Origin of the sequence: Sphingomonas rhamnosi (assembly GCF_036663615.1) — a bacterium.
Lineage (GTDB): Bacteria > Pseudomonadota > Alphaproteobacteria > Sphingomonadales > Sphingomonadaceae > Sphingomonas.
Genome location: NZ_JAXOJJ010000009.1, coordinates 139,442 through 163,761, shown reverse-complemented (window position 1 = coordinate 163,761; position 24,320 = coordinate 139,442). Strand labels below are relative to the sequence as shown.

The following is a 24,320-nucleotide window of genomic DNA, read 5'->3' as shown; positions in this document are numbered from 1 at the left end:
CCTTCGGCCGCGCGGCACCGACGCTGCGCAACAGTGCGTAGCCCAGAAGACCCGAGACGAACGAACCGGCTAGCACACCAAGCTTCGCTTCCGACTGCAGGATCTGGCTCCCCGGGAATGCTAGCAAGGTGATGAAGATGCTCATCGTGAAGCCGATCCCGCATAGCAATGCGACCCCCAGCAGCTGCCGCTTCCCTGCGTGCGCTGGCATATCCGCTAGGTCGAGACGAACGGCCAGCATGGCAAAGCCGAATACGCCCGTGACTTTCCCGATCAGCAACCCCAGCGCAACGCCGAGCGTGACGGGTGCGACCAAGGCTTCGGCGGGCAGGGCGAGCACTGCCACGCCGGCATTGGCCAAACCGAATATCGGCACGACGATGAAGCCGACCGGCAGGTGCAGCGCATGCTCGAGCCTGTGCAACGGACTGTCGGAGTTCCCGTCCGGACGACCGGGCGTGCACTGCATCGGTATCGTCAACGCGAGCACGACGCCCGCGAGGGTCGCGTGGATGCCCGAACGGAACATCAGGACCCAAAGGACCGCGCCCACCAGCAGATAGGGCGTCAGGCGGCGGATGCCGAAGCGGTTGAAGCTTATCAGAACCGCGATCGCTACAGCAGCCCCGGCCAGGTCCGGTAGCGACGGCTTTGCCGTATAGAACGCGGCGATGATCATCACGGCGCCAAGATCATCGATGATCGCGAGTGCTGCCAGAAATACCCGGAGCGACGCGGGAACCCGGTTGCCCAGAAGTGCGATCACGCCGAGTGCGAACGCGATGTCCGTGGCAGCTGGAATAGCCCAACCGGCTGCGGTCGGACCGCGGTTGAGCGCGAGATACACCAAGGCGGGGACCATCATACCGCCAGCAGCGGCGATCCCCGGCAGGACGCGACGCGGCCAGGTCGAAAGCTGACCATCCAGCATCTCGCGCTTGATCTCCAGGCCGACGAGCAGGAAAAATACCGCCATCAGCGCGTCGTTGATCCAGTGCCCGACCGACAGCGGCCCGACATACATGTGAAGAATGGTTTCGTAGTTCGGCCCGAGGGGCGAGTTGGCAATTATGAGCGCTAGAGCCGCGGCTCCCATAAGCACCAACCCTGCCGAGGATTGGCTTTCGAGGAAACGGCGAATCGAGCTTGGCATTGCAGAGCGCGGTCGGCTCATGATGAAGTCTCCGGAAACAGGTTTGTCGTTGGCGGCCCGACCAGCGTAAAAACCTGTCCGCACCGACACGCGAACACCCGCGCGCTCTATCGCATCGTACCCGTGCCCGAACAACCCGATAGGCGAGCGAAGCCCGCTACGAGTCGGTCATACGCCATGCCCCACGATCGCCTTCGAATGAAAGCGTGTGTTCGGCGCGCATTTTCGCCGCGTCTGCAGGACGGCGAGCAATTTTGCCGAAAATGTCAGGTGCCTGTGCTCTCAGCCGTTCCCATAATCGAGGGTGATCAGGGTTCGCGGCATGGACGGTCGGACTATGCCGTCGGCATCGCGACGGCCAGCATATTAGATGCCGGGATACGGCGTATCAGTGGCGAGGAACGACCTCGACTATAAGGTCACCCGCCTCCAGGCGGCGCGCTTCGGGTTCCCAGAAGCCGAAATCCTGATGCCCGCGATAGATCCGGTGGCCAAGCCCCGTCGCGATGTCGGCAAGCGGCTTGCCGACCTCGTCTGCGGTCACGGTGCGCTCGTGCAGCGCAACCCGCCCGCCAGTCGCGGCGAGATCGGCCATGTAATCCGCGATGTGCGGCCCGTGCGTCGAACCGGCGAGCAGCAGGCCGGCGAAACTGGCAGGATTGATGACCACGGTCGCACCTGCTTGATGTGCGATTGCTTCGTTATCTTCGGACCGGATCACCACGCTGATCGGCAGCTCCGGCGCGATCCGCCGTGCCGTCAGTACGATCAGGATCGACGTGTCGTCGCGACCGGCGGAGACGATCAGGGCGCGCGCACTCGCGAGACGGGCGGCTTCCAAGGCGGCGTTGCGCGTTGCGTTGCCTTCCATCACGGTCGTCCCAAAGCCCTCGGCGGTGCGCAGCGCAGACACATCCTCGTCGATCACCACGATCATGCCCGGATCGGCACCGCGCCGGACGAGCTCGCTGACCGCCTCGGACCCGCTCGTGCCGAAACCGGCTACGACGACATGGCCCTCGAGGTGCCGCTGGATCACCGACATACGCCATTTCTCCCAGACGCCCTTGAGCAGGAAATCATACGCCGTTCCCAGAAAAATGAGCCACACGAACAGCCGGATTGGCGTGACCACGAAGGTATCGAACATCCGCGCCTGCTGCGTCACCGGCACGATGTCGCCATAACCGACCGTCGTCACGGTAATCATCGTGAAATACAGGATATCGGCGAAGGTCACTGGCGCGCCGGAATTCTGGCGGAGGCCCTCCCGGTCGAACCAGTGGACGGCCAGCGCGATACCGATCAGGCCCAGCGCGACCAGTGCGCGCCACGACAAGGCCAGCCACACCGGCGTTCGGCTCTGGCGACGCAGTCGGTAGTGCACGGTATCGGCGTCGTCGGTGTGCATGCGATGCTTCTGCAACGGCAATCACGCACTGTGAAGGCGTTCAAATGTTTTCGGGTGAGCCTGAGCGTTCGCAACGACGTGCGCTTAGCGCATGCTCGTGGCGTGGCCGTACAAAGCTGATGGGTTCAATCGAGGGACTGTATTCGGATATCGACTTGGGGGACTCAAAGTGCGTAATTCGGTCACGATTTCGGCAATCGTCGACCGTCGTTTCCACCACGACGTGTGAATAGCCCCTAGTTTTCTAGACGCCTTGAGCCATCAAAGCCTGCTGCCGTTCAAACTCGACGGGCGACAGCATCCCGTTCCTGACATGCTTGCGGATCGGGTTGTAAAACATCTCGATGTAATCGAACACGTCCTGCCGGGCTTCTTCGCGCGCGTTATAGGTGCGTCGCCGAATGCGCTCACGCTCGAGGAGATTGAAGAAGCTCTCGGCGACGGCCTTATCGTGGCAGTTTCCCCGCCGGCTCATGGAGTGTTCCAGATTGTGAGCCCTGATGAAGGCAGACCAGTCTATACTGGTAAACTGCGAACCCTGATTCGAATGGATCAGCACGCGGTTCTTAGGCTTACGCCGCCAGACCGCCATGTGCAGGGCCTGCAAAACCACATCGGTTGTCTGACGGCTTTGCAACGACCATCCCACCACGCGACGGGAGTAGAGGTCGAGCACGACCGCCAGATAGGCGAAGCCTTCCATCGTGCGGATGTAAGTGTACGCCCTCACTTAACCGAAAGGTCGATCGTGTCGCCAAGCGCGCGGTGGATCTGCTGCTCCTCCAGATCGAGCTCCTCCCCAAGTGCCCGGTGCGCCTCGGCATCGATCTGGTCAGTTTGCTCCATCAGCTTTTCGCGCGCAGCTTCGATGGCGACGAGGCGCAAGCGCTGCTGGGCAACTAGTTGATCGATCTTGGTCTCCACGTCCTGCCCCTCGATGCTCGCCCGCTCGGCGCGCACCTTATACTCCTCGACCAACTCTGCCGCCGCCTCACCATGCTCCGAGGCATCGCTGTCAAGATGCTCCTGCACCGCATCCAGCGATGCGACGGCAAGCTCGGCACGCGCCTTGGCGGTATCCGGTTCGGGTAATCCTACTTCCTCCTGTTCAAGCCCCAGACGACGGATCACCCAGCCGAGCGTCGTACCTTGCAGGACCAGCGTTGCGAAAATCGCACAGAAAGCCAGGAAGACGATGATGTCACGGCCCGGAAAGCGGGCGGGGAGGGCCAACGCCGTCGCCAGGCTGACCACCCCGCGCATGCCTGCCCAGGACAATATGGTCGGATAGCTCCATGGAGGCATCGGATCCGCGTCCCGCGTCGTCCGAGACAGCAAACGGGGGAGCAAAGTCGCCGGAAAGATCCAGACGAAGCGGCTGACAATCAGCGTGACCGAAACCGCCAGTGCGATCAGGCCGAGGCTTTGTGCGTCATACCCTTCCAGACGTTCGACGATGCCGCGCAGCTGGAGGCCGATGAGCATGAACACGAGCGCGGTAAGTAAGAATTCGACGAAGCCCCACACCGTCGACAGGCCAAGCCGCGTCTCCCCGGTGAAGGCAGCGTGCTGACGACGGCCGAGCACAAGCCCGCAGGCGACCGCCGCCAGCACGCCCGACACATGAACTTCCTCGGCGAGGAAGTACGCGAAAAACCCGGCCAGCAGACTGACGGTGATGTCGAGCAGCGTGTCTTCGAGGCGTGCGAAGATCCACATGGCCGCACGCCCGACGAGCCACCCGGCCAGCGTGCCGCCGATCGCTGCGGCGAAAAACTGAAGGACCCCTTCGCCGAAGCTGAACGTGCCCGCGAGCGTGGCGGCAACAGCGCACCGGTACAGGACGAGCGAGGAGGCATCGTTGATGAGGCTTTCGCCTTCCAGCACCGTGACGATGCGCTTGGGCAGCTTTACCTGCTTGAGTACAGCGGCCGCGGCAACCGCATCCGGCGGAGCAACGATCGCGCCCAGCGTGATCGTTGCCCACCAGGGGAGGTCGGGCAAGAGGAGCTTGGCAACGATCGCCACTGCAGCCGCGGTGAAGAAGACTGCGCCGAGCGCCAGCGACAGGATTGGTCGCAGGTTGAAGCGGAACGCCGGCCAATCGGTTCGATAGGCGCTAGCCTGAAGCAGGGGCGGTAGGAAAAGCGCCAGTACCAGTTCCGGGTCGAGTTCGACCGTGCCGATACCGGGAACGAACGCCAGCACCATACCGCCGAACACGAGTGCAACGGCTAGCGGGACATGCAGCCGCTCTGCGGCATATGCGAGCCCCACGGAAGCTGCGACGAGCACGAGCAACAGCTCGAACGTATGCATAAGGCCGGCACCTTCGAAACGGAGAGCGCCGGTTAGCGGCAGATATAGAAGCTCAACCCGATCAGCATATCGTCCGTTCCGCAAAATCGCTTCACTGCATGAGCTACTCTCAGCGAGTCCGGCAGCTATGTCGCGAGACTCTTGAGTTTCGGACGTCGCGTATGTCGCCGCTTTTGCGACAGCGGCATGTCCGAACTTGCTGAAAACCAGCTCGTCCGATAATGGCGGCGACAGGCACCCACTTTTGCGGCAGCCAAGCCGTCCGCCGCCTTTCGGTAGCCGGAGCATACCCTGAGCCAATGTCCGGTTCCGGGTTGCGCAACAGGTCCGCGAGTGACCGACTTTGGGTCAACTAGGCGCAGCCTCTATCCGCCAACAACGTCCACTGTTGACTGGGTAGCGTGAAGGATCACGTTGACCGTCTCGTCGGGCATATCCCACATGGGAAAGTGGCCGCTGGACTCGAACCAGTGCAGTTGCGCAGAAGGAAATGCAGCCATCGCACGCGCCGCCTGTCTCGGCAGGCAGAGCCTGTCGTGCTTGCCCCACCCGATCACGATCCCGCCGGTGCTGTCGGCAGCAGGTCCGGTCTGCTCGGGACCCGTCGCAAGGCTATCGACCAAAGAATCGAAGGTCGGCGTCGTACTAAGACCCTTGAGCTCGGTCGCCACGATCTGCGGATCGAGCGCCCATGGGTGCGCGGACAACTGGGCCAGCAGTGCAGTGCGCGACGCCGCATTCCGGCTCAGCATTGGCAGACCGGGCCGGATCGCTCGCAGCAAACGTCCCGAAGCGCCTATGGTGGTCTTGAAGAATGTGCGCTCCCACCCGCGCCAGAACCCGCCCGGATCAAGCGCGATGACATTGCCGACAACACCGCGTCGAGCGAGTTCGAGCACCAACCGCGCGCCCATTGAACTGCCGACGACGTCAATCCCAACCAGCTCGTTGTGCACGATGTAGCGCTGAACGCTGTCGACCAGCCCGTCGAAAGTTCCGCTATCGTGTTCCGCAGGGGTCGCGCCATGTCCCGGAAGATCAATCGCGATCACCATGCGGTTGGCGCTGAGCGCTTCCAGAATGGTGCTCCACGACCGCCAGCTGCCGCCTAGACCATGGATAAGCAGCAACTTGCGACCGGTGCCGCGCTGGATTTGGTTCATCGCGTATTGCCCTTGTTACGTAAAGAGGCTCAACGATCAGGATCCATGCGTGGGGCCAGCTAGTTACAGGCAGCCAACATGCTCAGTGCCACAGAGTCAATCAAACAACCTACTCCGCGGAACCAGCGCGGACAATTGATGTCCACAAATGGGAGTGAGCTGCGTTTCCAGCTGTGGCGCAGAAATGCTGACTTTCCGGTGTCGCGTATGTTGCCCTTGTTGCGACAGCGTGATGGCGCAACCTGGTGAATTGCGACCCAATTGCTTTGAAGCAGAATTAGCTAGAATATTGTTTAAGTGATCGTTTCACTTGCTCCGATGGGCCATCCCACGAGCCGAACCGAGATCGATCGCTGGCAGTACGCGAAAACCGGGCCTGGCGAACGAATAGCCCTGAACATATCGGATCCCGATGGCTTGCAGCGTCGCGAACTCGGCAGCGGTCTCAATGCCCTCGGCGATGACAATGATCCCCAGCTTCTCGCACAGCGTTACCATGCTTTCGATGATCATGCGGCGCGGTGTGCTCACATCGACGCCGCGGACCAAGTCCATGTCGAGCTTGATAATATCGGGCTGAAAGCGGGCGAGCAGGCTGAGCCCTGCATACCCCGCTCCGAAATCGTCGAGCGCGGTACCAAACCCCATCTTCCGGTAGGTCGCCACGATGTCCGCGATGTGGGCAGGATCAACCATTTTCTCGTTCTCCGTGAACTCGAAGATCAAGCGATTGGTTGGAAAGCCCGCTGCGGAGGCGGTCTTCAGCGTCAGTTGGATGCAGGCCGCGGGCGAGTAGACCGCGTTCGGCAGAAAGTTGATGGAGAGCCTTGCCTCAGTATCCAGGATCCCGGCCTTGACTGCGCCCTCGATTGCGGCGACGCGGCAACGCTGATCGAACGCGTAGCGGTTCTCGTCGGTCACCTGAGCAAGAACGCTTGCCGCACTCTCTCCCTGCGGTCCGCGAACCAGCGCTTCGTAGGCGAACGGCAATCCAGAGCGCAGATCTACAATCGGCTGGAATGCCATAGCAATTTCGAAGCCGATCTCGCGGCCTTCCCGGCAACCTGAGCACGTTAGGCGCCGGCTCGTTGCGTCCAGTTCCGTCAAGTGCATACCTCGGCGGCATAGATGAACAGCTTCAAGGCACGATTTCTCAGCAAGGCGATACACTCCTCAGCCGTGCTGACCAACGACTTGCGAGCGCCTTTATCGACCTCACGCAGCCGCGTGCTCTTCTTCAAGCGCCAGGCTATGCAACGTTGCGAACAGTGCTTCACCGGTCATACGCGCAGGATCGAAGCCGGTGTCTTGGGCGAGCCCACTGTAGCGCGCCGCATCGTCTATCGACGACCCGACGAAGCCCATCGACCAATTCTCGAACGCTCGTTCGGGTGCTGGATCGAACGCCAACAAGGACACATCGCCATGTCGCTCGTCCTGCTGGATGCGCTCGAATACCTCTTCAACGGCCGACTGTGAGCCCTCCAGTACCTGGGCGAAGCATCCGGAATTGAACATGAGCGCGCCGGTTACGCCGACGCGCTCATTGTTCGCCTGGCTCTTCGCCAAAATCGCGGCAATCTCGCTTGCGACCGCCTCCGCATCCCCGGTGATGGCATTGCGGCTGTAGTACACCAGCCGGTAAAGGTCGTTCGACATCGGATGTCTCCTCAGGAAGCAAGCGCGAGAGGCGCGGGCTCGATCAGTGCGGAGGCCGCCTCGGCCGACATAGGTCGTCCGGTGAGGTACCCTTGGACCTCCTGGCAACCCTCGGCCTGGAGGCAGGCAAGTTCGGCTTCGGTCTCGACGCCCTCGGCAATCGTCTTCATGCCCAGCGTCCCGGCAAGGGTGATCACGGCACGGACGACCGCGCGTCGATCCGCATGGGCCTCGATATCTCGGACGAAGCACTCATCGATCTTAATCTTGTCGAATGGGAACTTCTGGAGGTGACCTAGCGACGAGTAACCGACGCCGAAGTCGTCCATCGACACAGCGACGCCGAACTCACGCAGATTGTTCAGTACAGTGAGTGCAGCATCGGTGTCGTCGAGAAGGGCACGTTCCGTGATTTCAAGCTCGAGACGCTCAGGCGGCAACTGAGCCTGGGTGAACGCCGATTTGACCGTTTCCAGGAGCTTGGCGTTGCGGAACTGAGCCGGTGACAGATTGACGGCTATCGTCACCGACGATGGCCAGCTGGCAGCCTGCTTGCAGGCGGTGCGCAAAACCCACTCCCCGATGGCTGTGATGACGCCAATCTCCTCGGCAAGCGGAATAAATTCGCCAGGGGAGACAGCCCCACGCGCAGGATGGTGCCAGCGGATAAGCGCCTCGAAACCCACGACCGCCATTGAGGCGAGATTGAATTGCGGTTGGTAAACAAGTTCAAACTGCTTGAGAGCCAAGGCGCGTCGAAGGTCAACCTCCATGGCCCGCCGCGCCTGCATACGCTCATCCATGCCCAACTCGAAGAAGCGGTGGCAGCCACGCCCGTCTGCCTTGGCGCGGTAGAGCGCAAGGTCGGCATTCTTGAGCAAGGCGTCCGGCTCAGAGCCATCTCCCGGCCCAATCGCGATACCGACGCTCGCACCGATGTGCAGCATGTGGCCTTCGACCGCATAGGCACGGCCGATCAGATCAACCAGACGGGACGCCAGCGCTGTCGCGGCCGCCGGCTGTGGCGCGTCGGACTGGATAACAGCGAACTCGTCGCCGCCTATGCGCGCCACTATGTCGCCGTCGCGAAGCGCGCTCTTAAAACGCTCCGCAACCTTCCGGAGCAGTGCGTCGCCGATAGGATGTCCCAACGTGTCATTCACCGCCTTGAAGCGGTCGAGATCAACATAGAGCACGGCCGTTGCCTGACCTTTTCGCGCTGCGGCGGCGAGGCGTTCCACAAGCCGCTCTCTCAGCGCCTTCCGATTGGCAAGACCTGTAAGGGCATCTCGATCAGCGAGTTCGGCATTACGAACATAGGTCGTGACATCGTCCATGCTCAGGACGAAGCCGCCACTCGATAGCGAACGGAGAGTGCAATCAAGCAGACGGTCGTCGGCAAGTTGGAGCCTCATCGGCGCCACTTCCACGTCGGCGTCCTCGGCCGCGAGCACGTTATCGCCGCCAGTTGCGCCACAACTCGCAAACAAGGCTGCCAGCGTGCAGCCGATCGGATCGACCGGACTGAAAAGAGCTTCCGCACTCGCATTGGCGTACTCGACGTGGCGATCCTCATTGAGGATCAACACCGCTGTCGCCATTTCCGGTAGCGCCGAGGTGCGGGGTTGCAGCACTCTCAGGAATTCTTGAACGCCGCTAGCAATTGTCACGGGCTTGTTCTCCATCACGCAGGATGGTTACGCCGGAATGCTCAACGAAGAGTTGACGTTGCGGCAGCGTGTAAGATCTCCGCCGGCCGCTTGGGCGAGAACGCCGGCAACACTCTCGATGCCGCTGAACGACAGCGATACCTGATCGCGGTCGAGATACGGTTAAACGCCAACGGATATTTGGATCGGGGACGAAGCGGCTGGATCCTTAATCTCGGTCGCGAAGGCGACTTCACTTTTCTAAATGGGCGTCCGGTTTTGAAGGTCGCAGGAGCAGTGCTGAACGGCCGAAAAGAGCGCTAGCTGCCATGACCCTGTCGCGGAAGTGCTGAGTTTCGGATGTCTCGTATGTCCCGCCTTTTGCGACGGAGCTAGGTGTGTCTGAGGACAGAAGCTGGATCCACAGCAGCTGCCCGTAGAGCTGGGTAAATTGTGCTGGTCACGACGCCGATCGCAACCAGCGCTACGACCCAGGCAATCTCGGTGGGAGAGATTACCAAGGGAAGAGAAAGCAGGACGTCGAGCTCGATAGGCGGGTGATCCATCATCGCCCTGATTCCGGCGGTGATCGGATCTTTGGCGGCTTTCAGACCGAACCCGAGTGCCAAACCAGCCAGCTCGCCGACGAGGCCGATTGTCACGCCAACGACAATGAACACCTTTGCCGTGGAGTATCGCGACATGCCCATTGTCCGAAGAATAGCAATTTCGCGCACTTTATAGCGAACCAGCATCACCATCGACGACAGTACGTTCGACAAGGCGATGAGCGTTACCAACGATATGATCAACGTCATGGCCAGCCGTTCCTGCGCCAGCGCCGTGAACAGAGTTGCGTTCATGCTCTGCCAGGTAGCAACCGTATAGCCCGGCCCCAGTCGTTCCTTGATGGTCGCTACAACCGCATCTTGGTGTTCAGGATCGCTGAGTCGTACATTGATTTTGCTGGCGACACTGTCCGTTCTCAGGATCGCTCGAAGGTCGGCGATCGGCATTATGACGCGGCGACTGTCGAACGACTGTACCTGCGTGCTTACGACGCTGGAGACGGCGAGATCGTGATTGTCGACAGCAAGTCCATCACGATCGAAGCGGACCATCGTTATCGCTGCGTGATCGCCAGGAGCAATCCCAAGCCTGTCCGCGAGATCGCTCCCCAATGCCATCGTTCCTGAGCTCGTGGGAGCAGCGCCTGCAATGCTGTGTGCTGAGCCGTTAAACAGAGGGCTGACGCTTATCTGCGACGGCTGCACACCTTGCAGGTCAGCCGCAAATGACCTTCCGCCAGCGGTAATCAGACCGGAAGCGTCTAGCGATGCGGTTGCCGCCTGCACCCCGCGAATGGATTCAAGCGTCCGTTGCACCTCGGCCGGGCGAGCAATCCGAAGCCTCGGACCACTGACGAACAGATGGCCGTCCGCCGACGCGATCTGCCCTGCAAGTCGGACCTCGGCGCCATTCATGAAGCTCACGACTAAAACCAACGACGCGACGCCGATCATGATGCCGGCGCACCCGATCGCCGCAATGAGCAGTGCTAAGCGCCCACCTGCGCCAGGGACCAGGAAGCGCGAGGCAAGAAGCTTCTCGAAAGTCGTGAGCAAGGACATCCTTCCAGCAACGCCTGCATCCTAGAAACAGAAGCGCGACCTTATGGTACGATCCTGTCGGTAGGCGCTAGGATGAACGACCATCAGTGCGTGCTAAAAGCGGCACTTTTCGCCCAAGTAGGGCCACCACCACCCAGTGTCGCTAATATGCTGAGTTTCGGACGTTGCGTATGTCGTCGCTTGTGCGACAACTCGGGCCTGCTACCCGGTGCGGAATGGCCTGTCGCCCTCAGTGAGGGCAACAGGCTGCTAGCTCACTTGTAGTCAACTTGGCCGATGTCGCTTGCTTCGTGCTTTAACGCCTTGCACGCGTTCACCCATGCTGGGTCGCCGGGATACAGCGTGGAACGCAGATAGGCCCATGTCATGCGCTGGGTGACCGCGAGGCGATCTGGATCCTCATCGTCGGTTTCCTTCGCGTCGTACCCCGCGATCCCGCCCAGGCCATGCCCTGCTCCGAAGAGGGTCAGCAGGCAGTCTGCTCCCGGACCGTGATGATAGGGATCGGCATGCCAGTCGGCACCGCGCTCCGTCAGGTGCGGGCTGGCATCGCTGTCGCCGAACACCACCAAAGTTCGTGTGGTCATGGTCGAGAAGTCGAGGCCGAGCGCGGGATAGCGCAGCCCCATTGGCCCGTTCAAGTCTTCGCCACGACCCAGCACGGCGAGCAGCACGCCCGCTTTGATCCGTGGTTCGCGCATGTCAACGCCGGGCGCAGCATCTGCGGAAGCGGTCAGCCGTGCGCCGAGCAGGACGCTGACGGTATGGCCACCCAGCGAATGGCCGATCGCAGCGATCCGGCCGTAGTCGAGCCGACCGGCAATCGCCGGCACCATGGCCTCGATCGCCTCCATCTGGTCGAGGATGCACGTCATATCCCCGACGCGTTCGCGCCAGAAGAGCGGACCACCCGGCGCATCAGGGGTGAGGCCGCCCACTTTGGAGTTAGGGTGCGTCGGCTGAATAACAACAAAGCCGTGCTCCGCCAAGAAGTTGGCCAGCGGTCCATAGCCATCTTTTGAGGGAATGTAGAGCGAGGGTCCGTGCCCGTGCGACAGCAGAACCACGGGCAGGTCGCTGCCATTCATTGGAGCTGTGATCCGGAGCTCCAATGGCGCGCCGCGCCCCGGTGCGGGAAGCGTGACGGGACTGATCGAAATTGTGGTGACCGCGTCGCCGATCGGCAGGTGACGAGCCTTGTCGATGAGGTTGTTCATGGATCGTGTCTCGCTTCTTGTTGGCGGCAACGGGCAGATCGCCTACATCAGGGATACGGAGCAATGTTCCGCATGACACCCATATGCGGAGCAATGCTCCGCATATCAAGCGACAAAGACGGGAGACGCGTTTGGCGGACGACGTGAACGCAGCCACTGACAGCGATGCGACGCCGAAGCGGCGTGTTCGCGCCGATGCGCGGCGCAATGAGGATGCCGTGCTGGAAGCGGCTAAGGCCGTCTTCACCGAGTCCGGCGTCGACGCGACGGTTCGGGAGATCGCGGCGCGAGCCGGCGTCGGCATGGGGACGCTGTATCGCCGCTTCCCGACGCGCTCGGACCTGATCGCGGCGGTATTTCGACGCGAAGTCGATGCCTGCGCCGCGGAAGCCAGCACCCTGGCAGCGGACCATCAGCCAGGCGAGGCTCTGGCGCGCTGGCTGAGACGCTACTCCGTATTCCTGGGAACGAAGAAGGGGCTGGCAACCGCCTTGCACTCGGGCGACCCGGCATTCGGTCCGCTGCCTGCGTATTTCAGGGCTCGGTTCGAACCTGCCCTCGCGTCCCTGCTCGCCGCGGCGGCTGCGGCGAACGAAGGGCGCGCCGATATCGAGCCCTATGACCTGCTGCGCGCGATTGGAAACCTGTCCGTCGCGAGCGGCGATGACGGCGCGGCACACACCGCGCGGATGCTGGATCTGCTGATCGATGGGCTGCGTCACGGATCAAAGGCGTCAGTCCATTCTACCGATCCCGAACACGCGAGAAATCAGACATCTCTGGACCCCTGATGAAAGCCAGTCCGGCTTGGAGTTCGCGTGTGTTGCGAAATGCCAGAGCTTGTCGCGGAAGTGCTGATTTCTTGTCGCGTATGTCCCGCTTTTCGCGACAGTATAACCGCGGCAGCGGGGCTATCCGGCTAAGCATGTCGGCAAGGAGATCACGAGGCGTGAGTGATCCGCCTGGCGACAATGCCTGCGACGGTTTCGTCGGCGATACGCAACAGCTCTTCCACCGTCGCGCCGTCCCGTGCCTGCACCGATATACCCTGCTGCACGGCCGACAGGTACGCTGCCATCCGCTCTGCCTCGGTTCGTTCAAGCCAGCGTGATAGGGCATTCGCGACACGGTCGCGTAGCGCGCGCCGGCGTTCGCACAACTCGAGTGCGAGTTCCTGCTGCTCGATGGCGCCTTCGATCAGGCCGGTAGAGATCATGCAACCGCGCTCCTCGACCGTTACTGCCCGGATCGCCGCATCGAATAACCCAGCCACCGCCGCCTCCAGCGTCTCGGCACCGTCCATGCCGTCCAGCGCACCTGGCAGGCCTGCGTAGAGATCGAGCGCTTCGCGGTAGAGGCCCGCTTTGCTTCCAAAGGCCGCGTAGAGGCTAGGCGGCGCGATGCCGATTGCGGTCGTCAGATTGGCGATCGACACGCCTTCGTACCCGTGGCGTCGGAACAGGCGCATTGCGGTTTCGATCGCTTGAGCTCGGTCGAAGCTGCGTGGGCCTGCAGAACGGCGTTGGCGAGGCTTATCCATAGCGATCACTAAACACAGCTTGACACAGAAAGGCAACGTCCTAGTCTGTAGCGATCGCTAAACACAAGGACCGTATTACATGATTCGTACGCCATTCCCGAAAGTAGCCGGGTTCGGTTCCGTCCACGGAGTTCCGAGCCTGCCGGCGGGCTTCGCCGACGTGTTTGAGAGCTACCGTGTGCCGACCGGAGAGATCGAGCTGCACACCGTGATTGGAGGCGAGGGCCCGCCGCTGCTGCTGCTCGGCGGATGGCCGCAGAACTGGTACATTTGGCGAGACGTGATGCTGCCGCTGGCCGAGCGGTTCACCCTGGTCGTACCCGATCCTCGCGGTCTCGGCATCACGGACAAACCTGAGAATGGCTATGACAAGGGGACGCTTGGCCGCGATCTGTTCGGGTTGATGACCGCGCTTGGACATGAACGCTTCGCAATGGTCGGCCACGATTGCGGCATGTGGGTCGGCTACGCGATGGCGGCAGACCAACCGGAGCGTATTGCGCGGATCGCGCTGGGCGAGGCAATTATTCCCGGCGTCGCCGTCTCCCCGCCTCTGATCCCTGACGAGCGACCGCTCAACGACTTCCTGTGGCACAACAACTTCTGCCGCGTGCGGGGCGTGACCGAGGAGCTGGTGGCTGGTCGCGAGGAAATCTTCTTCGACTATCAGTTCACCAAAATCCCCGTGCCGAACCCGATCCCAGCGGACATCCGCGCCTTCTACATTGACCTCATCAAAAGCGATCGTCGTACGCTGCGCGCGAGCTTCGACTATTACCGGGCGATCGACGACGACATCCCGGCCAATCGCGAGAGGATGAAGACCCGGCTGACAATGCCAGTGCTGGGTTTTGCTGGCGCATTGGCGTGCGGGGGTGCGGTGGAAGAGCAGCTTCGCCGCGTCGCCGATGATGTTCGCTGTGCCGTAATTCCTGATTGCGGGCACTTCGTTCCGGAGGAAAAACCGGAAGCGCTGCTGGCGCTGTTGCTGCCTTTCCTGGAGGCTTATCGCGCTGAGCTGAGCTGAGCTGCATGCATGCATGTGCGTGAGGTTCGTCTGTCTTTAATGCTGAACGAGCCTCCCGCATTGCGCGACAGGGCTAACATTTTGCCGACCACCCCGACCTCGGGGACGCACTGCACGTTCTTGATCGTCGACGGCGTCTGCCGCGCTTTGTCGCGAATGTGCTGAGTTTTGCACCACCAGCATTACGACGAGCAGGTCCTCGAAGGCGTAAGCGTCCGGTGACCCGCGTGTTGCGGCGTTCGGCGTAGCGGTCGATGTCTGGGCCTGCGGTGGTCTCCTTCTGGAGTCCAGAAGGAGGTAAGTAGATGGGGCGGATGGAGGTTATCACCCGGAAGGAGCGCCGGCGGATTTACAGCGAGGCGGAGAAGGCGGCGGTGGTCGCCGAGGCGTCGGTGTCGGGCGTGACGGTGCGCGAGGTGTCGCGGCGGCTCGGCATCGCGGAGAGCCTTATCTATAACTGGCGGTCGGCGCAGCGGAAGGCGGAGAGCATCGCAAGCGAGCCGTTGCAATTCATTTCGTATGGCGTGATGACGGACGCGGTCGCGTCCGAGCCGAACATGGCGCTGACGCCGAAAGTGCCTGCATCGGCACCCGCCAAGCCGTCGCCACCTACCGCACCGGCAGAAGACTTGGTCCGCCCGCATCCGGGAGGCGACCGGGTACGCGCGGACGCTGCGCAGCAAGCGCACGCAACTGCCCGCCCGACAAACCGTCTGCTGCAACCATCATTGTTTGTTGGTCACTCATCGCCAGGATTTGAACGATTTCAGGTTCGCGCAGCCCAGCATGCCTCACGGTCTGGCGGGCTCGGAAAGCCGGGCTCCTCAGAATCCGGCGGAAACGGAGACCAAGTTTTCTCGTCGCTTGTCCGAACTGGCGCGCTTGGATCTTGCCCTCGGCGTCCAACTGACGTTCGCGTTTCGTGTTTGCCGGATCTGCAGCTGATGGCGTGGGCGCTTCCGTCGGCGAATGCGCGTGTCGCATCAACAAAACATATCCCCCTTTGCGCAACTCGGCGGGCAGATCGGCTGAAGCCCTCGTGCCGCATGCCCCGGACACAAAAGCGGCCGCTATCCAGAGCCATGCTGACGTTCGCAATGTTTACGTCCAGACATTCGTAACGATGACTTCGCGTCGACAGGCGGCGTCGCAGACCGGCAACGCCGCCACTTGGGGCTCAGGCGGTGTACATCCGGCGCAGGCTAGCAATCTCGGGCGCGCCAAGCCCAAGTTCGTCGCGAAGGTAGCCGGCGGTTCCCCCGGCATGGCGGTCGGTGATCTTGAAGACGGCTTCGATCGCGTCACGGTTCACGCCCGAGAGAGACCGCATCACGGCTGGAGATATATTGCGCCAAGGGTTCGCCCCTTGGTCGGCAGACGGACCGGCGCGCTCGGGGTGATAATAGCGGTTCGAAAGCAGATAGTCTTCGATCACCGTCTCACGCGGTACGCCGAGGGCGGTGAGCAGCAGGGCGGCGGCGATGCCGGTGCGGTCCTTGCCGGCCGAACAGTTGAAGGCGAGCGGCGCGTTGCCGGAGAGCAGCTCCGCGAACATGCGACGATACTGACCGTTGAACTGGGTCAGGATTGACGGATACATCGCCGCCAAGGCTCCCTTGGCTTGTTCCGGGGTGATTTTCGTGAGATCGAAATTGCCCCCACCCATGGTCCTCATACTGTAATCATCCGCCAGCATGCGCGGCGACTTGCCCGCAGGCCAGTTGGTTGGCTCGACCTGACGTTCCTCGCGTGCGCGAAAGTCGCACACAGCGCGGATGCCGAGCTTGCCAAGATAACCATAATCCGCGACCGTCAGATTATGCATTGAGCCGGAACGGTAGAGCAGGCCCCACCGTACCGTACGGCCGCCGACGGTGCGGTAGCCGCCGAGATCACGGAAGTTCTGGCCGCCCTGGAGCGGCAGGAGGCGCTGATGCGGCGATTTCACCGGCGGCTGTGGAATGGCGACTACAGGCCCGCGGGCGCCGAGAGGCGACGCGATTGGCGCCGCAAGCACCAGCGCGAGGCTGGAAAGGATAAGGTTCTTCATCTTGATCATGGCATCATCATCCTCGGACGCAGCTTAACGGTCATTTCGCTCCATTCCAGAACCGGAAGGCGCGCGCGGATCCGTATTAGTGGTTAGAACTTCATGTTGACTTCGCCGCCGAAGGTGCGGGCTTCGTTGAAGAAGCCAGCGACGCCGGTTGTGGGAGCGCCCGACTTCAGGAACACATGCTCTTCGTTAAACAGGTTGCGAGCCCAGGCCGATACGGTCAGCTTCGTACCGCCATTCCCCATGTCGATATCGGCGACGGCGATCCGACCGTTGAAGACCAGCCCGGAATCGCCCTTAGGCTGTTTGTAGGTAACGGCCCGCGTCACCGGATCATAGGCGGAATCGGTGTAGGCGCCGTAGTATCCGCTGTCATAATTGCCATCGAGGTGAAAGAGCAGCGAGACATCATTCAGCGGAAATGCATAATCGATCGATCCGCTTGCCGAATTTTTCGGGGTGTAGACCTGATAGATCGGGATCGGCACAGTAATGAGTACGCCACCCGTCTGCGGGAATGGATTGAGCGCGTCCGGAATTTTCACGCTGTTATAAGCATAGCTGGCCGACAAGGTGAGGCCAGTGACTGGGGCCAGGGTGAATTCTGCTTCGATACCTTTCAGTTTGCCCTTGCCCGTGTCATTGACCGTGTTGGTCGTCGTGCGGGTCGTCGTGACACGAACGCCGTTGACCACGTCTTCGTATAGGCCGCTGAAGTCGAGCTGGATGTCTTTGTATGTGCCTGCATAAGCCGCAATGTTGAAGCGGGCCCGGTGGTCCCAGAACTCGGTCTTGGCACCGATTTCGAACATGGAGACCGTTTCCGGGTTGAACGGTTTGTAGTCGGTCGCCCGGGAATTTGCGCCGCCCGACTTATAGCCGGTGCTCCACTTGCCATAGACATGCACGTCCCGCGTGACGTCAATCGCGAGGTTGACCATCGGATCGACACGCGACCAGTGCGCGTCCAATCCGATCGGTGCCTGCACGTTCACGCCGTTGATTGGAAGAATCGGTGCGACGTTGTTGACGATAGTCAGCGCGCCCACCTTCTCGTCTCGTGTCCAGCGCGCGCCGCCCGTCAGGTGCACCAGGTCGTTCAGGATCGACGGTGTGTAGGTCGCCTGTCCATAAGCGCCGATGCTGGTTGTCTTGACATGGCTGGCGCGATCGATCGCGCGGTTTGCGGGATCGATATTGAGCACGGTGTAAGTGCTGCCGGCGGCATCCAGGAAGGCGTTGGTGTTGTACGCCTGTGCGTTATCCGACACCTTTTCCCGATAATAGAGCGCGCCGACGGCATACTGCAGTTGATCGCCGAACTCGCCGATCGCCTGCAGCTCCTGGCTGATCTGGTCCTGCTTGAAATAGGCCAAGCTGTACCGGCCGAAGGCGAAGCCGGGATAGCTGGTGACGAAGCCGGTGCCGGGCGTCGTGACCGTCGACGGACGGTTGAAGTCACCGTTCGGGTTTGCCGTCGTGACCGCCTGCTGCATGGAGGTGGCGACCGAGGCGTTGTCGAACTGGCTCTGGGTCAGCTTGCGATAGGCGGAGATCGACTTGAGCATCAGCGAGGGTGCTGCCTGCCATTCCAGGTTAAGTCGGACGCCGCTCGATTTGCCAATGCTCGGCTGTTCGATCGTGCCAACTGCAGCCTCCTTGGCGCGGTGAGGCTGAAGCCTGGCCGCAGCGGCGAGCTTGTTGGTGCCCGCCGATATCTGCTGCTGGTACAATGTCGTCGATGCGTCGTAGGAGGTGTCGGCCGCCAGATCGACGGTGAAGTCCGACGATGGCTTCCATAAAATCTCGCCATGCACGCCGCGCTTGCTAAAGCCGTTGAAGTCCGACTGGCTCTTAAGGGGATTTTTGACTGTACCTTCGCGGTGGGTGACCACCCCGTCCAGCTTGATGCTGATATTGTTGAATTCCGGTAAGTCGATATGCGTTTCCGCCTTGTAGCTGCCGAAATTACCAGCGCCGACGGTCGTGTTCATCTTGAACTTGCCACTCGGTCGCTTCGTGACGATGTTGACTGCGCCACCTTCTGTATTGCGGCCGAACAGGGTGCCCTGCGGACCCTTTAGCACTTCAATATTCTCGATGTCATAGAGCGCGGCGCCAAGTCCCTGCGGACGCCCCATGTAAACGCCGTCGATATAGATGCCGACGCCTTGGTCACGTGCGGGCTGGTTGCTGTCGGACAGCACGCCGACGCCACGAATGTTGACGATCAGTGCACCGGGGCGCGAAAAGAACGGCGCGACGCGCAGTGAAGGGATCGCGCCATCCCCGAGATCAGTGAGCGACTGGACATGGCGGTTCACCAGATCGTCGCCGCGCATTACCGAGATGGAAATCGGGGTCTTCTGCAGGCTTTGGGGCCGCTTCTCCGCGGTGACGACGATGTCTTGCAATCCCTCCGTTGGCTCCGCCGCTTCCGGTGCCGTAACAGGTGCGACTTGGGCCAGCCCCGCTGAGCCGCTGGCAAGGACGAACAGCGACGCCCCCGCGGCGGCGGCACGTAGCAAACGCTTCGAGAAACTGGAATTTGGCATGCGGACCCCCATTGATTTCGATGCCCGACTAGAACGGCTGTATGTCAATGCCGTGACACTTGTATGTTAATACGCGCGTCGGCAATGTGCTCGTGAAGGAGAGAGGAGGCATGGCGACCGCGCCAGAGAATGGGACGAGGCTTTCAAAACAGACAAAAGAACGGTTGATCGACGCGACACTGGGCGCCTGGCAATCTGGTGGCAGCGCGACGATCTCGGTCCGTTCGTTGTGCACGTCTACGAACATTCAGGTGTCGTCCCTCTATCACCATTTTGGCAGTCTGGAACGCTTGTTGGTCTCTGCGCAGGAGTGTGCAATCGACGCCGCGGAGGCCTGGTGCACGCGTCAAATCGATTTGCTGCCGGATGACGCCATGCCGCCTCCCGCGCTTGGCGCTTTGCTAGCCGGGCTGATTGACGACTGGTGCCATGACGAGCGCAGGCTCGCTTTCGCCTGGCGGGAATGCCATCTGAACGCGGTCAAGCAGGCAACTTTCATACCGCTGGCTAGACGGTGGACGACGCTGTGGAGCTGTTTCTGGACCGAGCTCTGCGAACGTCTCGGCATCGCGCAACATGCGACCACGACCGCCCGCTTTTTTGCCGGGGAGAGCGGATTCCATCTCGTGCCGTGGAACCGGCAGATCGATCGGGCGGCGCTCGGCGAAGTCTGCGCTGGTTGGAGTGCCTGGCTTTGCGGGCAGGTCTCGTCCTCGTCACCCTGGCGGGACCGAGCCCACGCGCTGGCCGGCGCCGGTCTTGTTCTTCCGCCGTTGCGTGATGACGTCACTGAACGGATCGCGGCCACGGCGGGCGCAATCGTCGAGCGGAGTGGGGTTGCAGGCCTGACGTATCGGGCCGTTGCCGTCGATGCCGGTCTGACGCTGGGTGTCGTCTCCCACAAGTTCCGGACCGGCGCCGATCTCCTGGCGGCCGCGTTCGACGCGCTTTACCGACGGGCTGCGACCAGGACTGCCGACGAGCTGGCTGACCTTCCCGCCATGCAACCTAAGGCTTTGGCGCACGAACTCGCCGAAATAGTTGTGCGGGAGTTTGCCGGAACCCTGGGACTGGACGAACTACTGCTGGCCTGCGCCCGCAATCCCGCGCTGCGCCCGTTCGGCGGACATCTGCGCTACCTGCGCGGACGGACCAGCGGTCACTATCTGGCCGCGCTGCTCGGGCCCGCTAGTCCGATCCATCACATCGATGCCGCAATCTTCTCGAGCTTCCTGGTTGGGGTGACGGGCGTCTACGGTTTTGTTCAGGATCGCGAGCAACGAATCGCCGGCGCCGAGGCAGAGATCGGGCAGGTTATTGCAACGCTGACCGCCGGCTAGGCCAAGTCTGAACGTCCCGGGATCGTCACATCCCCACGGCAATGGGCAACTTCACATCGAAGGTGCGTTCTGCCATGTCACCGCGGTTAACGCCCGTCCAACTCGTCGCCTTCTCATTGCCTGTCATCGTGTTCCAGGGCATCGAGATCGCCTGGCGCACCTATCTGCCGGCGTTTCTCGCGCAGACGGTGGGTTTGTCGTTGGCAACGATCGGCGGTCTGTTGCTGCTGGCGCGCGTGTTCGATGCCGCTGCCGCCCCTGTGATCGGATGGGCCAGCGATCGTATGAGCGGCAAATTCGGTGCCCGCCGGACATGGTTGTTGCTTGGCGCGCCGTTGGTAAGCGTGGGCGCTCTCGGCCTATTCAGGGCGCCACCGGGGAGCCCCATCTCGATCATCCTCCTGTGGGCACTCACACTGCACTTTGGCTACGCGTTGATGGTCACGCCGCACGGCGGATGGGGGCTGGAGATCGGGATCGACGCGCAGGAGCGCACGCGGGTCCAGGGCACGAAGATTTGGTTTGCCGCTCTTGGAGGCGGGCTGATCCTTTTGACGCTGGCCACGGCGGAACGCCGCTACGCGGCGTCACCGGCTGACCAGATGGGCCTGCTTGCCAAAATAATCGCAGTTTTGGCGCCGCTCGCGACCCTGCTGCTCACATGGGTTGTTCGCGAGCCGACCCGGCGGATGGTTGCAGCCGGTGTGTTTCCGCTAAGGCAGCTTTCTGGAATCATGCGTGATCCCAGCGCGGGGACCGTGCTGTTGCTTTACACCCTTACTGGCCTTGCCGAGGGTGCCAGCGGCAGCGCTCTGATTTTCTTCATCGTGGACGGACTCGCGCTTCGCGGGTGGGGGAGCAGTCTCGCCTTCGTCCAATATCCGATGATGCTAATCGTCGTTCCGCTCTGGTTGCGATGGAGCGATCGCCGCGGCTGGCGACAGGTGTTCATGACCGTTTACGCATGGCAAATGATGGTCGCGATCGTCGGATTTGCCGTGCCGATGGCGATGCCGGCTGCCGCTGCGGCCTTTCTGATCCTTCGCTACGCCACTGGATCCACCGAGTTCATCCTGTTGCGTGCCATAACTGCAGACGGCGTCGCGCGCGACGCCGAAGCGGGACGTCGAACGGCGGCAAGTAGTTACGCGCTGTTCAACGTCGTTCTCGTCGGCGCCATGGGCGTGGGCGGGGCAGGGGTGATGGCGTCGCTGAGCGCCTGCGGATACGGTAACGGCGTCGTCTTGCCACAACAGCAGTTCGCGATCCGTCTGGCTTATTTGCTTCCAACCATCCTAGCCGGTTTCATAGGCTTTATGCTCCTGCTGGGTGGGAGAGGTCGCAACCTGATCCGATATCCGTCAAGCGCGTTGAAGTGTAGGTCAAGGTAGAGGGGGCATGGACGCCGCCCCGAACTGACGCTTGCACTGCACCCTCGCCCACATAAACAGCCGGAACGTCTGGTTGCGGGGCTGTCCGAACCAATCGCCCGGGGCAGGTACTTACCGCCAAGTTGTCGCGGATGTCCTACTTTTGCGACAGCTGAGGCAATAGCCGGCCTTTAGCTGCTCAGTCGTCGCACAACTCCGTTGCAGAACGAGGTGGTTTCAAAACACATTTGTGACAATCTATTTCGGCGGTGAAAGTCGACTAGGCACGGTATAAGCGGGATCGGCTGCTAGCGGATATGCTCCATCTTGAGCCCTTTGGCCTTTACCTTCTTCCACTCGCGATCTGCAGTAAGGGCGGGAACGCCAAGTAGGATCGCAAGCGCTAGACAGGAGCGATCACCAAGTCCGCGCCCAAACTCCTTCGTTTGAGTGTGCAGCTCAGCGGCCGCATACGCTGCCTCCACGTCGTGAGGACGTACATCAAGACGAAGCTCGTCTAGGATCTCGCGGATGGTGGCTGCGCCCAAACCACCAAGCAGGAGTTCCTTGATAACCTCCTGCAGATTGACGGCGGAGATCGCTGCTCGTCCGACGTGAGGTGTGACATTGTCGGCGCCTGGTTCATCCCGAACCAGCGCCAGCACCGCGGATGCATCCATTACAACAGATGTCATGCCGGATCTCCCTGCCGGTCCGAATGCGAAGACTCGCCTGCCTCGGTGACGGCCTCTGCCTTGCGATCAGATAGGAAGTCGTCGATTGTTCGGGCCTGCTTGGCATGCTCTCGATAAAGCGCCTGAGCGCGAGAAACCCCGTGACCGATCGGCGACAGACGGACCTGATCGTCCTCAACCGTCAAAATGACCTTCGCATCTCCGTGGAGCCCCATCGCCTTGCGAACCGATGCCGGCAAAATCATCCGACCGTTACTGGCAACTTTAACGTCTATGGACTGCGTAGCCATCGCGGCGCCCTTCCTTAATGCTTTTTAGTAGCCTATGCCACTTTAAGTGATGTGACACAATGCGAGCTTTGACATCGGGCCTTACCTATCACGCACTCTAGGCCAGTCTGGGTATACCCTGAGTGGCCATGTCGCTTTAAACAGTCTCTGCGTTCAAATAGGGTCGTCCGCATTGCGATTGAACACTCCGTGTAGACGGTCTAGAGCCTGACTGAACAGACGAGGTCCAGATGTCGCTTTTTGGTTACGCACGTGTATCGACCTTGGAGCAGGACCTTGGCATTCAGGAAGCGGCACTGCGCACCGCAGGATGTCAGACGATCCGATCAGAAAAGAAATCCGGCAGCGAGCGTGGATCACGGACCGAGCTGCAGGTCTTGCTGGATTTTCTCCGCGAAGGCGACACGCTGGTCGTGACTCGGATTGATCGGCTCGCCCGATCGATGAAGGATCTTCAGGATATCGTGCACGAGCTGAAGGGCAGGGGGGTGGCCCTGAAAGCGACCGAGCAGCCGATTGATACCTCCACCGCTGCAGGGAAGGCATTCCTCGATATGCTCGGCGTGTTTGCTGAGTTCGAGACGAACCTTCGACGCGAGCGCCAAGCCGAAGGCATCGAAGCTGCGAAGGCGAGGGGGGTCTATAAAGGTGGCAAAGCACGCATCGATCCGGACGCGGTGCGAAAGCTGCTCACCGATGGCGTGAAGCCCGCTCATATCGCTCGTCAGCTCGGCATCTCCCGAGGCACGGTCTACAAGTTCATGCCTAAGCCGTCTGATGTGAACACAATGTAGCAGTCGGCGCGGTTTGGTCGAAAGCCGAAATGCTAACCGTCACGGCCCTGTGGATCACAGACTGATTTTGCGCCGGGCCATTTCGTCAAAAGCGTATCGCGCGATAGCCGTATCCGGCATCTCTTTGAAAATATCCGCAAGATCGAGCAAATCCTCATCGCCGAGCCCTGTGACCGACAGCTCGACCTTCCTAAGCCGCTTCATCGCACGCGCGTTTTGCTCCGTTTCCCGTTTCAGTCGAATTTTTAGCATGCGACCACGGGTATCGCTAGAGTGGCAAGTCTGCAAACCCCATCGCATCCCCCGTCGACGTGATCATCGAGCATGCCGTGACGTCGCCGGGCGCACGGGCGGCTTTCAGAAATACGGGTGACGGCGGAAGGTCCGCATTCGTGCAAAATTGGTGGGAAACTGCCCGTCCGCTTTCGGGCGTCCGGACGCCTAAGCTGCC

General features: G+C 61.3%; 22 protein-coding genes and 2 pseudogenes. 7 read left to right on the top strand and 17 right to left on the bottom strand.

Going from position 1 to position 24,320, the window contains the following annotated elements:
* From nhaA to U1701_RS16995, 8 genes and pseudogenes are all read right to left on the bottom strand, one after another.
* Window positions 1–1,174: Na+/H+ antiporter NhaA (nhaA, locus tag U1701_RS17030; protein WP_332783773.1), on the bottom strand; the 1,174-nt coding region annotated here is incomplete at its 3' end.
* 367 nt (window positions 1,175–1,541) lie between these two features.
* Window positions 1,542–2,564, bottom strand: coding sequence for a potassium channel family protein (locus U1701_RS17025; protein ID WP_332783772.1), 1,023 nt, complete (start codon window positions 2,562–2,564; stop codon window positions 1,542–1,544).
* A gap of 244 nt (window positions 2,565–2,808) precedes the next feature.
* Window positions 2,809–3,282 (bottom strand): annotated as a pseudogene (locus U1701_RS17020) (IS3 family transposase); the annotation flags it as partial.
* Between the two features lie 8 nt (window positions 3,283–3,290).
* Entirely contained in the window at window positions 3,291–4,883 is a 1,593-nt protein-coding gene (locus tag U1701_RS17015) for a Na+/H+ antiporter (protein WP_332783771.1), read from the bottom strand.
* Between the two features lie 365 nt (window positions 4,884–5,248).
* A complete protein-coding gene (locus U1701_RS17010) occupies window positions 5,249–6,046 on the bottom strand; it encodes an alpha/beta fold hydrolase (RefSeq protein ID WP_332783770.1) in 798 nt (265 codons plus the stop codon).
* Between the two features lie 306 nt (window positions 6,047–6,352).
* Window positions 6,353–7,072, bottom strand: coding sequence for an EAL domain-containing protein (locus U1701_RS17005; RefSeq protein ID WP_332783769.1), 720 nt, complete (start codon window positions 7,070–7,072; stop codon window positions 6,353–6,355).
* Window positions 7,073–7,261: 189 nt separating this feature from the next.
* Window positions 7,262–7,705, bottom strand: coding sequence for a BLUF domain-containing protein (locus tag U1701_RS17000; RefSeq protein WP_332783768.1), 444 nt, complete (start codon window positions 7,703–7,705; stop codon window positions 7,262–7,264).
* An 11-nt stretch (window positions 7,706–7,716) separates the two neighbouring features.
* Window positions 7,717–9,390: an EAL domain-containing protein gene (locus U1701_RS16995; protein ID WP_332783778.1), complete on the bottom strand. Its 1,674-nt coding sequence runs from the start codon at window positions 9,388–9,390 to the stop codon at window positions 7,717–7,719.
* Between the two features lie 75 nt (window positions 9,391–9,465).
* Between U1701_RS16995 and U1701_RS16990 the strand changes: the two genes are divergently transcribed.
* Window positions 9,466–9,678: a hypothetical protein gene (locus U1701_RS16990; protein ID WP_332783767.1), complete on the top strand. Its 213-nt coding sequence runs from the start codon at window positions 9,466–9,468 to the stop codon at window positions 9,676–9,678.
* 68 nt (window positions 9,679–9,746) lie between these two features.
* On the opposite strand, the gene U1701_RS16985 is transcribed toward U1701_RS16990, so the two are convergent.
* A complete protein-coding gene (locus U1701_RS16985; protein ID WP_332783766.1) occupies window positions 9,747–10,979 on the bottom strand; it encodes an ABC transporter permease in 1,233 nt (410 codons plus the stop codon).
* Between the two features lie 260 nt (window positions 10,980–11,239).
* On the bottom strand, window positions 11,240–12,202 hold the full coding sequence (locus U1701_RS16980) for an alpha/beta hydrolase family protein (protein WP_332783765.1): 963 nt from the start codon (window positions 12,200–12,202) through the stop codon (window positions 11,240–11,242).
* 131 nt (window positions 12,203–12,333) lie between these two features.
* Here U1701_RS16980 and U1701_RS16975 point away from each other — a divergent pair, with 131 nt between their 5' ends.
* A complete protein-coding gene (locus tag U1701_RS16975; protein ID WP_332783764.1) occupies window positions 12,334–12,993 on the top strand; it encodes a TetR/AcrR family transcriptional regulator in 660 nt (219 codons plus the stop codon).
* Between the two features lie 149 nt (window positions 12,994–13,142).
* Here U1701_RS16975 and U1701_RS16970 read toward each other — a convergent pair whose 3' ends face one another.
* On the bottom strand, window positions 13,143–13,670 hold the full coding sequence (locus U1701_RS16970; RefSeq protein ID WP_332783763.1) for a TetR/AcrR family transcriptional regulator: 528 nt from the start codon (window positions 13,668–13,670) through the stop codon (window positions 13,143–13,145).
* A 151-nt stretch (window positions 13,671–13,821) separates the two neighbouring features.
* Here U1701_RS16970 and U1701_RS16965 point away from each other — a divergent pair, with 151 nt between their 5' ends.
* Window positions 13,822–14,769 (top strand): alpha/beta fold hydrolase, encoded by a 948-nt coding sequence (locus U1701_RS16965; protein WP_332783762.1) that lies wholly within the window; start codon window positions 13,822–13,824, stop codon window positions 14,767–14,769.
* A gap of 305 nt (window positions 14,770–15,074) precedes the next feature.
* Window positions 15,075–15,194, top strand: a pseudogene (locus U1701_RS18765) (IS66 family insertion sequence element accessory protein TnpB); the annotation flags it as partial.
* Between the two features lie 184 nt (window positions 15,195–15,378).
* Here U1701_RS18765 and U1701_RS18760 read toward each other — a convergent pair.
* The 3 genes from U1701_RS18760 to U1701_RS16950 form a co-directional block, all read right to left on the bottom strand.
* A complete protein-coding gene (locus U1701_RS18760; protein ID WP_443026085.1) occupies window positions 15,379–15,753 on the bottom strand; it encodes a histidine phosphatase family protein in 375 nt (124 codons plus the stop codon).
* A gap of 193 nt (window positions 15,754–15,946) precedes the next feature.
* A complete protein-coding gene (locus U1701_RS16955) occupies window positions 15,947–16,828 on the bottom strand; it encodes a tyrosine-protein phosphatase (RefSeq protein ID WP_332783760.1) in 882 nt (293 codons plus the stop codon).
* Window positions 16,829–16,911: 83 nt separating this feature from the next.
* Entirely contained in the window at window positions 16,912–19,380 is a 2,469-nt protein-coding gene (locus U1701_RS16950; RefSeq protein ID WP_332783759.1) for a TonB-dependent receptor, read from the bottom strand.
* A gap of 110 nt (window positions 19,381–19,490) precedes the next feature.
* On the opposite strand from U1701_RS16950, the gene U1701_RS16945 reads away from it, so the two are divergent.
* Together U1701_RS16945 and U1701_RS16940 are read left to right on the top strand one after the other, a co-directional pair.
* Complete coding sequence (locus tag U1701_RS16945) at window positions 19,491–20,720, top strand: TetR/AcrR family transcriptional regulator (protein ID WP_332783758.1); 1,230 nt, start codon at window positions 19,491–19,493, stop codon at window positions 20,718–20,720.
* Between the two features lie 41 nt (window positions 20,721–20,761).
* On the top strand, window positions 20,762–22,111 hold the full coding sequence (locus U1701_RS16940) for an MFS transporter (RefSeq protein WP_332783757.1): 1,350 nt from the start codon (window positions 20,762–20,764) through the stop codon (window positions 22,109–22,111).
* A 287-nt stretch (window positions 22,112–22,398) separates the two neighbouring features.
* On the opposite strand, the gene U1701_RS16935 is transcribed toward U1701_RS16940, so the two are convergent.
* Both U1701_RS16935 and U1701_RS16930 read right to left on the bottom strand, forming a co-directional pair.
* Window positions 22,399–22,785 (bottom strand): type II toxin-antitoxin system VapC family toxin, encoded by a 387-nt coding sequence (locus U1701_RS16935; RefSeq protein ID WP_332783756.1) that lies wholly within the window; start codon window positions 22,783–22,785, stop codon window positions 22,399–22,401.
* Window positions 22,782–23,075, bottom strand: coding sequence for an AbrB/MazE/SpoVT family DNA-binding domain-containing protein (locus tag U1701_RS16930; RefSeq protein WP_120301432.1), 294 nt, complete (start codon window positions 23,073–23,075; stop codon window positions 22,782–22,784). Before U1701_RS16930 ends, U1701_RS16935 begins: the two co-directional genes overlap by 4 nt.
* Window positions 23,076–23,305: 230 nt before the next feature.
* On the opposite strand from U1701_RS16930, the gene U1701_RS16925 reads away from it, so the two are divergent.
* Window positions 23,306–23,869, top strand: a complete 564-nt coding sequence (locus U1701_RS16925) for a recombinase family protein (protein ID WP_332783755.1) — start codon at window positions 23,306–23,308, stop codon at window positions 23,867–23,869.
* 54 nt (window positions 23,870–23,923) lie between these two features.
* Here U1701_RS16925 and U1701_RS16920 read toward each other — a convergent pair whose 3' ends face one another.
* The gene (locus U1701_RS16920) at window positions 23,924–24,121 is read right to left on the bottom strand and encodes a hypothetical protein (protein WP_332783754.1); all 198 of its coding nucleotides are present in this window, start codon (window positions 24,119–24,121) and stop codon (window positions 23,924–23,926) included.
* Between the last annotated feature and the right edge of the window lie 199 nt (window positions 24,122–24,320).